13 protein-coding genes are annotated in these 14,084 nt (G+C 37.6%); 8 read left to right on the plus strand and 5 right to left on the minus strand.

What is annotated here, in order from left to right; translation table 11 throughout:
* Nucleotides 1–18: 18 nt before the first annotated feature.
* Both icd and IPMB12_RS07865 read left to right on the plus strand, forming a co-directional pair.
* Nucleotides 19–1,281 (plus strand): NADP-dependent isocitrate dehydrogenase, encoded by a 1,263-nt coding sequence (gene icd, locus IPMB12_RS07860; RefSeq protein ID WP_166916582.1) that lies wholly within the window; start codon nt 19–21, stop codon nt 1,279–1,281.
* A 20-nt stretch (nt 1,282–1,301) separates the two neighbouring features.
* The gene (locus IPMB12_RS07865; protein ID WP_166916584.1) at nt 1,302–2,657 is read left to right on the plus strand and encodes a citrate synthase; all 1,356 of its coding nucleotides are present in this window, start codon (nt 1,302–1,304) and stop codon (nt 2,655–2,657) included.
* 533 nt (nt 2,658–3,190) lie between these two features.
* Here the strand turns inward: IPMB12_RS07865 and pssA are convergent.
* Nucleotides 3,191–4,546 carry a CDP-diacylglycerol--serine O-phosphatidyltransferase gene (gene pssA / locus IPMB12_RS07870; protein WP_166916586.1) on the minus strand — a complete coding sequence of 452 codons (1,356 nt, stop codon included), beginning with the start codon at nt 4,544–4,546 and terminating at the stop codon, nt 3,191–3,193.
* Between the two features lie 212 nt (nt 4,547–4,758).
* Between pssA and IPMB12_RS07875 the strand changes: the two genes are divergently transcribed.
* Genes IPMB12_RS07875 through creC form a run of 3 tightly spaced genes read left to right on the plus strand, consistent with a single transcriptional unit; the run spans nt 4,759 to nt 7,327 of the window.
* A complete protein-coding gene (locus tag IPMB12_RS07875) occupies nt 4,759–5,196 on the plus strand; it encodes a GNAT family N-acetyltransferase (protein ID WP_208293463.1) in 438 nt (145 codons plus the stop codon).
* 18 nt (nt 5,197–5,214) lie between these two features.
* The gene (creB, locus tag IPMB12_RS07880; protein ID WP_166916588.1) at nt 5,215–5,901 is read left to right on the plus strand and encodes a two-component system response regulator CreB; all 687 of its coding nucleotides are present in this window, start codon (nt 5,215–5,217) and stop codon (nt 5,899–5,901) included.
* A 1-nt stretch (nt 5,902) separates the two neighbouring features.
* Nucleotides 5,903–7,327, plus strand: coding sequence for a two-component system sensor histidine kinase CreC (gene creC / locus IPMB12_RS07885; protein ID WP_166916590.1), 1,425 nt, complete (start codon nt 5,903–5,905; stop codon nt 7,325–7,327).
* Between the two features lie 10 nt (nt 7,328–7,337).
* On the opposite strand, the gene ydiK is transcribed toward creC, so the two are convergent.
* Nucleotides 7,338–8,411: an AI-2E family transporter YdiK gene (gene ydiK, locus IPMB12_RS07890; RefSeq protein ID WP_166916592.1), complete on the minus strand. Its 1,074-nt coding sequence runs from the start codon at nt 8,409–8,411 to the stop codon at nt 7,338–7,340.
* A gap of 155 nt (nt 8,412–8,566) precedes the next feature.
* Between ydiK and eco the strand changes: the two genes are divergently transcribed.
* Nucleotides 8,567–9,058: a serine protease inhibitor ecotin gene (gene eco, locus IPMB12_RS07895; protein WP_166916593.1), complete on the plus strand. Its 492-nt coding sequence runs from the start codon at nt 8,567–8,569 to the stop codon at nt 9,056–9,058.
* Between the two features lie 71 nt (nt 9,059–9,129).
* Here the strand turns inward: eco and tolC are convergent, their stop codons facing one another.
* The gene (gene tolC / locus IPMB12_RS07900; protein WP_166916595.1) at nt 9,130–10,464 is read right to left on the minus strand and encodes an outer membrane channel protein TolC; all 1,335 of its coding nucleotides are present in this window, start codon (nt 10,462–10,464) and stop codon (nt 9,130–9,132) included.
* A 131-nt stretch (nt 10,465–10,595) separates the two neighbouring features.
* On the opposite strand from tolC, the gene nudF reads away from it, so the two are divergent.
* Entirely contained in the window at nt 10,596–11,231 is a 636-nt protein-coding gene (gene nudF / locus IPMB12_RS07905; RefSeq protein ID WP_166916597.1) for an ADP-ribose diphosphatase, read from the plus strand.
* A 206-nt stretch (nt 11,232–11,437) separates the two neighbouring features.
* Nucleotides 11,438–12,214: a 3',5'-cyclic-AMP phosphodiesterase gene (gene cpdA / locus IPMB12_RS07910; protein ID WP_208293464.1), complete on the plus strand. Its 777-nt coding sequence runs from the start codon at nt 11,438–11,440 to the stop codon at nt 12,212–12,214.
* A 50-nt stretch (nt 12,215–12,264) separates the two neighbouring features.
* Here cpdA and IPMB12_RS07915 read toward each other — a convergent pair whose 3' ends face one another.
* Both IPMB12_RS07915 and cls read right to left on the minus strand, forming a co-directional pair.
* Nucleotides 12,265–12,606: an HI1450 family dsDNA-mimic protein gene (locus tag IPMB12_RS07915; RefSeq protein WP_166916601.1), complete on the minus strand. Its 342-nt coding sequence runs from the start codon at nt 12,604–12,606 to the stop codon at nt 12,265–12,267.
* A gap of 8 nt (nt 12,607–12,614) precedes the next feature.
* Nucleotides 12,615–14,084 (minus strand): cardiolipin synthase, encoded by a 1,470-nt coding sequence (gene cls, locus IPMB12_RS07920; RefSeq protein WP_166916603.1) that lies wholly within the window; start codon nt 14,082–14,084, stop codon nt 12,615–12,617.

Consider the following 14,084-nt stretch of genomic DNA (forward strand, 5'->3'; position numbering starts at 1 on the left):
GTAAAGAAGGATATTATTATGAGTGATAAAATTACTATTCATCAGGGCCAGTTAAAGGTGCCAAGTCATCCTGTGATTCCATTTATTGAAGGCGATGGTGTCGGAAAAGAGATTTGGCAGGCAGCTCAAACTATTTTTGATAAAGCGATAGAAAAGGCTTATCAGGGCAAACGTAAAGTGGTCTGGAAAGAAGTGTTAGCCGGAGAGAAGTCATTTAATCTGAATGGTTCATGGCTACCAGATGACACAATGCAGGCGTTTAAGGATTATCTGGTTGGCATTAAAGGGCCATTAACAACTCCTGTTGGTGGTGGGATTCGCTCACTTAACGTGGCTTTACGTCAGGAACTTGATCTGTTTGTTTGTCTGCGTCCGGTGCGTTGGTTTAAAGGGGTTGAGACACCAATTAAATATCCGGAAAAAGTGAATATGACGATCTTCCGTGAAAATACAGAGGATATTTATGCTGGTATTGAGTGGATGCAAGGTAGTGCAGAGGCTAAAAAACTGTATCACTTTTTAAAAGATGAAATGGGTGTGAAGAAGATTCGTTTCCCTGAAACTTCCTCATTTGGTATTAAACCTGTCTCTGTTGAAGGTTCTGAACGTTTAATTCGTTCAGCTATTGAATATGCTATTACAAACAAATTACCTTCTGTCACTCTGGTACATAAAGGTAATATTATGAAATTTACTGAAGGTGGTTTTAAACAATGGGGCTATGAGCTGGCTGAACGTGAGTTCTCGGCTAAGACCTTTACCATGAATCAGTATGATAAGTTGAAAAAGTCAGAAGGTAAAGCTGCTGCTGACGCTGCACTTAAGACAGCTAAAGAAAGTAACAAAGTGATTATTAACGATGTTATCGCTGATGCTTTTTTACAAAATACACTTCTTAAACCAGAGGCTTACTCTGTTATTGCCACATTGAACCTGAATGGGGACTATGTGTCAGATCAGCTTGCGGCTATGGTTGGGGGGATTGGTATTGCCCCAGGTGCTAATATTAACTATTTATCGGGCCATGCAATTTTTGAAGCAACACATGGCACGGCTCCGGACATTGCCGGTCAGAATCAGGCAAATCCATCTTCACTCTTGTTATCTGGCGTTATGATGTTTGATTATCTTGGCTGGTCAGAAGTTGGTGAACTTATTACTCAGGCGATGGAGAAGTTATTCCAACGCGGTCAGGCAACAGTTGATTTAGCGCGTTTTATGACAAATGGGCAAACCTTATCAACGACTGCTTTCACACAAGCAATGATTGAAAACCTCTAAAAATAAGGAAGCAAATAATAATGAAAAATGAATTTATGATTTATAAGCTTTCTGAAACCGTGAAGTCGACGTGTAAAATTGAGAGTGAATTATTTGAAAAGTTTAATGTTAAGCGCGGACTGCGTAATGCCGATCATACAGGGGTTCTTGTTGGCTTAACGACAGTTGGTGATGTGCTTGGTTATGAGCGTCTTGAGGATGGTTCATTACAGGCAATTCCTGGTAAGTTACTCTATCGTGGTATTGATATTGATGATTTGGTACATAGTATTCAACATGAGAAGCGTACCGGATTTGAAGAGGTGATTTTTCTGTTACTATCGGGATATTTGCCTGATAAGGATGAATTAAAACAGTTTTCTCGTTTACTCAATGAGTCAATGGCGCTAGAGAAGCAAACTAAGATGAGTATTATTCAGCTTGAAGGGCAAAATATTATGAATATTTTAGCTCGTACAGTGCTGGAAATGTACACATATGATGAAGCACCTGATGATACCACGCGTGAGAATTTAATGCGTCAATCCATCGATCTGGTTGCGAAGTTCCCGGCAATTATCGCTTATGCTTATAATATTTTACGTCATAGTGCCAAAGGTCAGTCGCTACATATCCGTCATCCAAATGAGAATTTTTCTATTGCAGAAAACTTTCTATATATGATGAAGGGCTCAAATGGTTACACTAATTTAGATGTTCGAGTACTTGATCTGGCAATGATCATTCATGCTGAACATGGTGGTGGTAATAACTCAACATTTACGGTGAGAGTAACCAGTTCAACTGGAACAGATACTTATTCCTCAATTGCGGCGGGTATTGGTTCATTAAAAGGTCCTTTGCATGGTGGTGCAAATCTACAAGTGTGTAGTATGTTTGAACACCTGAAAGAGGCGATCAACGACTGGACAGATGTTAAAGAACTGGATACTTATCTGGCTAAAATGTTAAACCGCGAAGCATATAATAAGGCGGGTCTTATTTATGGTATTGGTCATGCGGTGTATACCATTTCTGATCCACGGGCCTCTTTATTAAAAGAAATGGCAAGGGATCTGGCTGAAGAGAAAGGTCGTCAGAAAGAGTTTGAATTTTTGCAGTTAATTGAAGAACGTGCGATCAATGCTGTGATGAGCCGTAAAGGAAGTAAAGCGAAGAAACAGGTTTGTGCTAACGTTGACCTGTATTCTGGTTTTGTGTATGAGATGATTGGTCTGCCTAAAGAAGTTTATACCGCGTTGTTTGCTATGTCTCGTATTGTTGGATGGTGTGCACATCGTATCGAAGAACTGAATTTTGATGATCGCCGAATTATTCGACCGGCTTATAAAAATATTGGAGATTTTGTTGAATTCGTTTCATTGAAGGATCGATAGAATTCAGTAATTTGTTTTTCAAAACGCGGCTATGCCGCGTAACTTATTAGTCTTAACAATGTGTTGAGCTGCGAACGCCAGTGGGAACACTGCGATTTTACTAAAGCGCAAGTATGAGAGGTCTTCTCGATTGTTTTGGTGCTGTCTGATTGGTCTTCTAACAGTATAATCAGGTTTTTATGCTAGCCACAATTTACTCTAACGCATTGATTAATAAGCATTTTAATTTTTAAATGTGTAATAAAATCAAATAATTATGATTTTATCTTGTAAATTTTTCTTAAAAGCATGGTCATGTAGCGCAATTGAAGATTTTTTGATGGTATTAGCAGGGGGTTTTTGCGGGGAAGCACGCCCCCTCTGTTCGTGTGTTTTTGTATCGCTACTCGTTATGAGTATTGGGTTTAGGACGGACTGCGCCGCCCATGCGCAATGCTTTTGGTGAGTTTGATGGCCTACCGCACCCCACAGGCTAATAGTTTTCACAGCTCTAAGATCTACAGAGCGCGACTACGTCGCGCAACTTTATCAACCTATAATAATCGTTTGATAATTCTATCAACCCGAATACGGCTCAAACGTTTGATCAGTTTATGAACATGTTTTGGATAGAACTGGCTGGCTTGTATTTGTTGGTAATGAGTAACCAAAAATGTGTGTTTACGAATACTTTCCAGTTCTTGCTCAAACTGAGATTGTAACTGGTGATGTGGGTCGTGAATTAATACTGCGTTTTCTAGATCTAAACGCCATGCACGTGGATTTAAATTATTACCCGTTATCATGACCCAGTTATTATCGATCCAGATACCTTTGAGATGATAAGTATGATCTTCATCTTTCCAGAGGCGAACGGTTAATAAACCTTTATCGATAAAGTGTTGTAAACGCGTAATGAAGTTACGTAAATTGACCTCATAAAGATAAGGTAATCCACCAGAAATATTAAATGGTTGGTCTTCCGGAATATAGAAGTCATTTGCTGTTTTGTCACCGATAATAATTTCTACCTGTTTGCCTTTCTTCAACAGACGAATAATATCTTTGATCAGAACTGCTGGCAGGTTGAAATAAGGAGTACAAAATGTTGCTTTGTGTTGTGTGCAATTAATCAGGTGATGAATCATCTGATTTAAATCGTTATTTCTACCCAGTCCAATAATAGGGGAAACAGCTAGCTCGTTATTATCAGCATCTGCTTTATATTGATATTGGTTTTGTGATAGTTGCCATCTAAGTTGTTTGATATCAGGCTTAATCTGTTTACGGGATGGTTGTTCCGGATTATCTAGCTTTTGAATCGCTGATGCAGTGATCAAATGCTGGTCAACATAATTAACCATACTGTCAGTTAACGCTTTATTCGTGATTAAGTGATAACGATCAAAGCGATATTTATCCAGTTTATGTAAATAGACATTATTAATACTTGCACCCGTGTAAAGCAGAGTATTATCAATGATGCTCCCTTTAAGATGCAAAACACCTAGCATCTCTCGGCGGTTAACTGGTACGCCATAATAATCAAGATGAATATCCGGATATTTCTGCTGCATCTTATGATAGTAATTGGCATTACTTTCAACAGGTCCTTCGCCGATACGCCCGCGCTGTGCACGATGCCAGTCGACAAAAATCTTAATATCTAATTGAGGGTTACTTTTCTTAGCCTGATAAAGAGCTTCTAATACTTCCTGACCCGCTTCATCTTTCTCCAGATAAAGGGCGATAATATAAATACGATGTTTAGCACTCTCTATGGCTTTTAGTAATTCAATGCGATATTCAGAAGGGGACAATAAAATACGAAACTCATCTTGAGATTGTTTGAGTTTTGGTAGTTCATCAAGATGTTTTTGATGATTATATTTGAAAAAAGGTATCCGCATGTTGTTATTGTCATTGCTAAAATTTGAAATAGAATAGCATAAATCGTTCAGTTAAAAAAACGTAATTTAGAATCTGTGATGGACTCAACAAACTGATAAGATTGACGTAGATAAAAATGATTTATTTTGAACTAATAGTAAATTGAATTGTCCTGAAATAAATATTTGGGTAACATCATTAAATTGAACAAATTAAATAGTATAGGTGTAGTGTGAAAATCAAACATGTCATTGGTAAAGTTTCTCCGATTGTAGATGATGCTTTCGCTGTCCGGAAACAAGTTTTTGTGGATGAACAGGGTTTTGATTTATCAATCGAAGTTGATGAGTATGATGAAAAAGCGTTACATCTGGTTGGGTATGAGAAAGAGCAACCTATAGCTGTTGCCAGAATGATTTTTAAAGATCATGGTGTGGGGAAAATTGGGCGAGTGGCCATTTTGAAGCCTTTTCGTCAGCAAGGTTTAGGTAAATTGATTATGGTGTATTTGATCGATGCCGCTAAACAGAATAATTTAACCAAACTTCAGTTATCTTCTCAGTTACATGCAAAAGATTTCTACCTGAATTTAGGCTTTGTTACAGAAGGAGATGTCTATCTGGAAGAAGGAGCTCCGCATATTTTAATGAACTATCAGATTACTCAATAGACAAAGGATAAAATATAGATGTCAGTGATTTGGTTAGTTGAAGATGAGCCTGCTATTGCAGATACGCTAATCTATAAATTACACGCTGAAAATTTTCAGGTGCGTTGGTTTGAGCGTGGTGAGCCTGTTTTACAGGCATTAACTCAAACATCTGATGTCTGCCCTGATTTAGTCATTTTAGATATTGGTTTACCGGATATTAGTGGCTTTGAATTAGCTAAAAAAATTCTGACTAGTCATGATTTGCCTATTATCTTTTTAACTGCCAGAAGTGAAGAGCTGGATCGTATCTTGGGTCTGGAAATTGGTGCCGATGATTATATTGCAAAGCCCTTTTCACCAAGAGAAGTGGTGGCAAGAGTTAAGGCGGTTTTAAGGCGCGTAGATAAACAGCAAAAGTCTCAGCCGGTTGTAAAGCAGTTCCAGTTAGACGAACAGAGTGCACTAATTGTTTATCAGGGGCAACGTCTGATATTAACCCGCTATGAATATCTGTTATTAAAAACACTACTGAAATCACCTAATCGTATTTATTCACGCTCACAATTAATGGATTTAGTCTGGTGTGATAATGAAGAGAGCCTTGAACGTACTGTTGATACACATATCAAAACGTTACGCAGTAAACTTCATCAAATCAATCCTGACAGCCAGCCTATTCAGACACATCGTGGCTTAGGTTACTGCTTAGTGCAGGAGTCATAAGATGAGAATTGGTTTACGGTTGCTTATTGGTTATCTGTTAATAGTTGCCATTGCCAGTTACTTTATTTTAAGTATTTTTCTTAAAGAGATTACGCCAAGTGTCCGCCGGGCTACAGAGGGGATGCTGGTAGATACTGCTAATTTACTTGCACATATTGTAACTCAGGACCGGGATGATTTAAGTCAGTTTAATGAGAGTGATTTTTATCGTGCTTTTGAAGAAGTTAATAAATATCCTATCGGCGCTAATATCGATGGCATTGTTAAAAACCGTGTCGCGTATCGAGTCTATATTACCAATAAACAAGGTATCGTCATTTTTGATTCAACAGGAATGGATGTAGGTAAAGATTATTCACGCTGGAATGATGTTTACTTAACTCTGCGAGGGAGATATGGTGCACGAAGTACTTTATCTAATCCGGCGGATAAAACCAGTAGTGTAATGTATGTTGCCGCACCTTTACGAATTAAAGGTGAGATTGCAGGTGTATTAACTGTCTCTAAGCCAAATAAAGATATGGCTGTGATCGTTGAGCGTAGTGAAAGACGGATTTTATATTTTGGCCTTATCCTTATTATATTGGCACTGGGTGTCGGTGGTGTATTTATCTGGTGGATAAATCGCTCGATCAGTCGCTTAGTGAACTATGCTGAAAAAGTGTCTAATCATGAAGAAGTGTTATTGCCGAAGTTAGATTCTCCGGAATTAACGACACTTGGTCTGTCTCTGGAGAATATGCGTTTAAAGCTTGAAGGTAAGGATTATGTTGAGAAATATGTACATACCTTAACGCATGAACTTAAAAGTCCGTTAGCTGCTATTCGTGGAGCGACAGAGATTTTGCAGGATAGTCATGATATTAATGAGACTGAACGGAGATTTCTAAATAACATCGATGAACAAAGTGAGCGTCTACAGCAGTTAATTGATAAGATGCTACAGCAAGCACGCTTAGAAAGTCGTGTTGGTGTTGATTTACAATCAACAGATTTATCTTCTTTGTTAAGTCAGGTGGTTGAAAATAAGCAGATTCAGGCGATAGCGAAACAGGTCACGCTTAAACTGGCTAAAAGTGAGAGTCAGAAATTAGTTCTCGATCGTTTTTTAATTACTCAGGCCATGAGTAATTTGCTTGATAATGCTTTAGATTTTACACCAGAAGGTGGGGAAATTAATGTTTCAGGAGAAGTAGCAGATAAACAATATATTATTACTGTCTCTGATACCGGTTCAGGGATTCCTGAATTTGCTAAAGAAAAGGTTTTTGAACGTTTCTATTCCCTTCCTAGAGCTAATAAAAGTAAAAGCACAGGACTTGGATTATCTTTTGTAAAAGAAGTGGTCATGTTACATCATGGTAATATCAGAATTCAGTCACAAGAAGATAAAGGAACTGTGGCAACTTTGATACTGCCAATTTAATACTAACCAATTAATTAATAAATTCCTGATTTTCTTGTTGTTCTTCAACCCAGGCATTAATGAGTTTATATGATAGGGCAAGTACTACCGGACCGATAAATAATCCCATGATACCAAATCCTAAAATACCACCAATTACACCACATAAAATGAGTAAGAAGGGTAAGTCTGCACCTTTTTTAATTAGAATTGCCCGCATTACACTATCAAGCGTAGTCAGTGCAATTGCAGTAATAATCAGAATAATACCGGCAACAATATTATCAGTCCAGAATTGCCAGATAATGCAAGGAATCATGACGAGCAATGGACCAAGTTGTGCAACACAGAAAATGAAAATAACCAGTGTTAAAAGTCCTGGATATGGTGTACCAGTGAGTGAGAGACTTAATCCACCAATCAGCGCTTGAGTTAAGGCGGTAACTACAACACCAAGCGCCACGGCTCGAATCGCCTGACCTGCTAACGTCACTGCAAAAATCCCTTTTTGAGGGGACAATCTGGCTGCAAATTGTTTTAGATGTTTAACAACACTTTCACCTTTAAAATACAGTAACGCACTGAAAATAATCATCACACCACAATGGAAAATAAGAATACTGATATTGGTGACTTGTTCAATCACCCAGCTAATCACTGTACCTATATGGGGCTGCACCTCAGCCATAAGCTGGGAACCATCGGTATTGACAATTTCTACCCATTTTTGCTGTAACTCAAGACCAACCACCGGAATACTCGCTAACCAGTCGAGTGTTGGAATTTGTTCATGGGAAAGGTTTTTAGCCCACTCAATCAGATATGCGCCATTTTTAGTGATACTGTAAATAATTAAAGAGAATGGAATAACAAAAACTAAAGAGAGAATTAATGTCATGACCAGAACAGCCAGAATACGGCGATCAAGCAGACGATGCTGAATTCTTAACATCAATGGCCAGGTTGCAATGACCACCATCACTGCCCAGAAAAAACCAAAAAGAAAGGCTTCTACTACACGATAAGTAATAATGATCAGTAAACCAATAATCAAAAGATTAAAAATGAGCTTTAGAAGATCATAGGTGTTTTTTTCTGCCGGCATAAAATGTTAATTTAATCAGTTTATTTTAGATCATACTATATCACATTAATCGTGAAAACTATGGTTTAAATAGGAGAGGTTGCTATAAATTATAATGACGATTTATATGAAAAGAACTAAAATAACAGGGTTAATTTATAACAGGAGAGTTTTGAATGAAAAAGTTAATGGCTTTAGTATTACCATGTGTTTTATTAGCGGCTTGTAGTATGCCAGCTCAACAGACAAGGAGTCAAAGTGTGAACGAAGTGGCACCATATCCGGAAGCGCAAGCGGGTTATACTCGTTCAGTAATCTATTTACCTGAACTTAAAAATGAAGAAAATGCCAAAGTGGAACTTGTGATTGGTAAAGATACTGAAGTGGATTGTAATTCACAATTCTATACAGGTACTGTGAAGGAAGAAACGCTCAATGGCTGGGGCTATAATTACTATGTTGTTGAGAAAGTAAATGGTCCGGTATCAACGCTTATGGCATGCTTAAATGCTGAAAAACAAACTAAGTTTGTGACATTAAACAGCAATTTAGATTTACTTCGTTATAACAGTAAATTACCAATTGTGGTATATGCACCAAGTGATCTTCAGGTTAAATATCGAGTCTGGACTCAAAGTGATTCAGCAATCCCGGCGACAATTGAATAAATCTAGTCAGATTTGAGATATAAAAAAAGCACGAACTCCGTGCTTTTTTTATATCTGTTACTTGTTACTTTTTAGTCGATTGAAACGATTGTTCCAACTTGTGCACCAAGCATATTATTTAATGTGACTAAGTCATCAGCAGTTAATGTACCAACAGCATATTTTAGACGTAGTAAATTAGTCAGATAGTTATACTTTGCATCAGATAATTGTTGTTTTGCATTATATAACGTTGTTGTTGCGGTTAATACGTCAACAATTGTTCGTGTCCCAACTTCATAACCAGATTGTGTGGCTTCTAATGAACTTTGAGCAGATATCACAGTTTGTTGGTAAGCTTTAATCGAACTGATTGATGCAGAAATATTGTTATGTGATGAACGAACCTGATTTACAACACTACGGTTAGTACTTTCCAGTTTTTCACTATAAACCACATAGTTATATTGTGCTTGTTTTACCTGAGATTGTGTTGCTCCGCCAGAGAAAATTGGAACATTCAAATTCAAAGAAATTTGATTAGTACCATTGATACGATTACCTGGTGTTTGTGCTGCAGAACCATAGCTCTCATTTTTTGCAATACCTGTTGAGGCATCAAGAGTCAGCGTTGGCATGTGGCCGGCTTCTGCCTGACGAATTTGCTCTTTAGATAAATCAAGGCTTAAACGAGCAGCGAGTAAACTTAAGTTAGTATTCTCTGACTGTTGTAATAAACGATTAATCTGTTCGGGTTTTTCAGTAGCAAATGATGAAGTATTGATCGTTGCTAAGCTGGCATAAAAACGTCCACTCACCTGACGTAAATCTTCAATCGCATTATTTAAATCATTGTGCGCACTCACTTGTTGAGCAATAGTTTGGTCATAATCAGCTTGTGCATTTTGTACATCAGTAATTGCCACCAAACCAACACGGTGTTTTTGACGTGTTTGTTCTAACTGACGATAGATAGCTTGTTTTTGAGCATCAATATAACTTAAAGTATCGATACTTTTTAAGACATTAAAATAAGCAACCGCAGTATCAAGGATAAGCGTTTGTTCTTGCGCTTCGTAGGTCATATCCTGAATACTTGCTGCTTTTTGACTGATACTCAGTGCCTTCCAGCTGGAAAAATCAAATAAAGATTGAGATAAGTTTAGAGTCAGACTACCTGATTTAGTGTTCTGGTCATCAGCTTCACGGTAACCATGAGCGACACCATATGAACCTTTTAAACCTAATTGTGGTAATAAACTTGCTCTTGAACCAGATATGGCCGCGTAAGCTTTATCGCGCTCTGCCTGCGCACTTCTTAAATCAGGATTTGATGATCTTGCTTGCTCATACACTTGTAATAAGTCTTCAGCTAAGGCATATTGACTAAAACATAATCCGATCAGAAGGGGTATTACTTTTTTCATGCATTGTCCCTGTAATTTCAACTAAAACTTGCGAATTATGCAATTTTAACAGATTATTTTGAGATATAAAGGTGACTTTTTAATCTCAGCACATTTTAATAAAATTTAAGGATATAAGGAGCAGATTTACTATGAAGGAACTGACCACTAACCCAGTCGTTTTTACGGATAAAGATGTCGAAGGGTTGACTAAAAAGGAACTTTATAAAGGCTTTTTTTCATTACTGCAATATAGTTTTCGTTATCGTAAATTTGATGGTTCAATGAGTGAAGTTGTCCAGCGTGAAATTTTTGAAAGAGGGCATGCTGTTGTTTTACTGGCTTATGATGCAAAACGTGACGATGTTGTGTTACTGGAACAAATTCGTATTGCTACAATTGGTCATCGTGATACTCCATGGATGCTTGAACTTGTTGCCGGGATGATCGACAAAGAAAATGAAAGTGTTGAGGATGTTGCCCGACGCGAAGCGATGGAAGAAGCGGGGATTAAGTTAGGTCGATGTAAACCGATTGTTAGTTATTTTGCCAGTCCGGGAGCACTAACAGAAAAGTTACATATTTTAATTGGTGAAGTCGATGCTTCTACTGCTAAAGGAATTCATGGTCTTGAAGAAGAAAGTGAAGATATCAGGGTTCATGTCACCAGCCGTGAGCAAGCGTATAAATGGGTTGAAAGTGGCTTGATCAATAATGCCGCATCAATTATTGCGCTACAATGGCTACAATTGAATTATAAGCAAGTTCAGGCTGAATGGTCTAAGTAGTGTCTTGATTTTATTTACTTATTATTTTTTATCTGCTGTAATATTTAAACAAATATTCGAGTTGATAATAAAAACTGTGCGCTAGACAACAGAATTTTCTGTCGAAACGTTGTATTATATAGCAGATAAAATAATAAGAATTTAATAGAGGCCTACTTTTGAGTGCATTTTTATCGTTACCTATAGATAAAAAAATAGGACGGATATTGCATATAACCGATACCCATCTTTTTGCCTGTGAAAATGAAACTTTACTTGGTGTAAATACCTTAGATAGTTTCAATGCAGTTATTTGTGAGATAGAGAAGAAAAAGCAATATTATGATTTAATCGTAGCAAGCGGAGACTTTGTACAGGATGGTTCTAAAGCCGCCTACGAACGTTTTGCCACACGTATTACACAGTTAGATATCCCTTGTGTCTGGTTACCTGGTAATCACGACATGTTACCCAATCTGCAACCTGTTTTTAATGAATATCAGATTCCAAATGAAAAACTTATTTTATTAGGTGAGAACTGGCTTATTATTTTGTTAAATAGCCAGGTTCCGGGTAAGGCATATGGCAGATTAGCCGAAAGTGAATTAAGTTTTCTGTCTGAGACGTTACAGCAATATTCTGAGCGTAATACTTGTGTTTTTTTACATCATCATCCGGTGCTGTCAGGATGCCAGTGGTTAGATCAACATTGTCTGCAAAATACTGAAAGTTTACAAAATATCCTTAAACAACATCCTCAGGTTAAAACTGTTGGTTTTGGGCATATTCACCAAAATATCGAACAGCAGTGGGAAGGTCGTATGGTTTTTGCCACACCATCTACATGTGCACAATTTAAACCACAATGTAATGAGTTTACTGTTGATGAATGTGGGCCCGGCTGGAGAGATTTATCTCTGTATGAAGATGGTACAATAGAAACTCAGGTTTCTCATATTGAGTCAACATTATTCATTCCTGATTTAACAATTAACGGCTATTAATTTATTAATAGATAATGTATTAATAGGCCGTTATTTTAGCCTCAACAGTGTTATTGCTTCCAAAGAATATGGCAGAATTTTTCATCTTTCTCGCGGCAAATTAGCATACGAGCAAAAATATCATCAATTTCACCTTGGTCATTGGTTAAACCAATAATGACTTCAGCAAAGAAATCATTGTTTAAAGGATCAAAATCAAGTTGCTCTTCCTGCCACATTGGATCGGGATCGTAGAGTTCTGCTGCGCCACGCTCTTCAAATTGTAAATTAAATAGAATGATATCTGCCGGCTCTAAATTATCCGGAGCAAGTTCTAAAAAGATATCATAAGCGGTATCAATAACTTCATCGTCTGATAAGCAGTTATTAATATCAAGTAAGGTTAAATCCATAAAAGCTCCTAGAGTAGCGGGGCAAAAAAGTAAAAAAGGCGTTCGATAATATGCTGCCAAAAAGGTCGTTTTAGCCAGCGCTGTTTATCAATAGGTTCTGAATTCGCCAGATAACCACTAAGTAACTGGTTAAGTTCCTGACCAAAGACACTATCATCAATGACTGCGGTAATTTCAAAATTTAGCCAAAGGCTACGCATATCCAGATTTACTGTACCAACAAAGCTGAGCTGTTTATCGATCAGAACACTTTTGGTATGAAGTAAATTATCTTTAAACTGGTAAAGTTTAACATTATTTTCTAGCAATTCAGAAAAGAAAGCCCGGCTGGCCCATTTTACCATTAAAGAATTGTTCTTTTGTGGAATGATAATGATAACTTCAACACCACGTTGTGCTGCTGAACAAATAGCATGTAATAAGTCATCACTAGGGACGAGATAAGGTGTAGTTAAAATAATCTGTTCCTGAGCAGCATAAACGGCGGTGAGAAGCACCTGGTGAATCATATTCTCACTATAACCAGGGCCAGAGGCAATAAGTTGTAATATATGGCCTTGTTCTTCCGGTGGTTCTGCAAACTCTAGTACTTTTGGGAGTATTAGCTGCTTGTTGGTTTCCAGCTTCCAGTCACTGGCATAGACGATTCCCATAACGGCAGTAATTGGGCCGGTCATACGAATCATAATATCTACCCATTCCCCAACATTACGGTCTTGCTTGAAGAAGCGAGGATCGACGATATTCATACTACCAGTGTAAGAAATATAGTTATCGATAATAATTATTTTACGATGTTGTCTGAGATCTAAACGACGAAACATCATACGAAACAGATTTACTTTTAATACTTCGATAACTTCTATACCTGCCTCACGCATCTTTTTACTATCTGGCGATCTTAAAAATTTACGGCTACCGGCAGAATCAAGCATAATACGGCAGGTAACACCACGTTCCGTAGCTCTGATTAAAGCAGCTTCAAGATCATCTGCTCGACCACCTTTATTCCAGATGTAGAAAACAAGCTCGATATTAGATTTTGCCTGATCAACGTCCTGAATTATATTGTCAAAAACGTCATCCGCATCCGTCAGTAATTCAATATGGTTTCCATTGATACCATCAAGACCAGTTTGATGTTTACAGAGTTGAAAGATAGGTTTGGCAACAGAACTAACATTAGAAGTAAAAATATGAGGGAAATCCTGCATTTCGTGCATGAAACTCTCGATTTGTGGTTTCATTTCTTGTGCTTGACTGGCACGCTTTTGACCAAGATGAACTTCACCTAGCAAGAAATACAGAATAATCCCAACGACGGGAATAAGATAAATAACTAACATCCATGCTACGACATAAGTCGTTGGACGACGTCTGGTGACAATACGTAAGATAGTTATAACGACGAGCAGCCAATAACTAAAAAAGATAACGGAGCTCATTATTGCATAAAATGAGCTAAGTGAAACATTCAT

Source organism: Zophobihabitans entericus (assembly GCF_011745665.1).
Classification (GTDB): Bacteria; Pseudomonadota; Gammaproteobacteria; order Enterobacterales; family Orbaceae; genus Zophobihabitans; species Zophobihabitans entericus.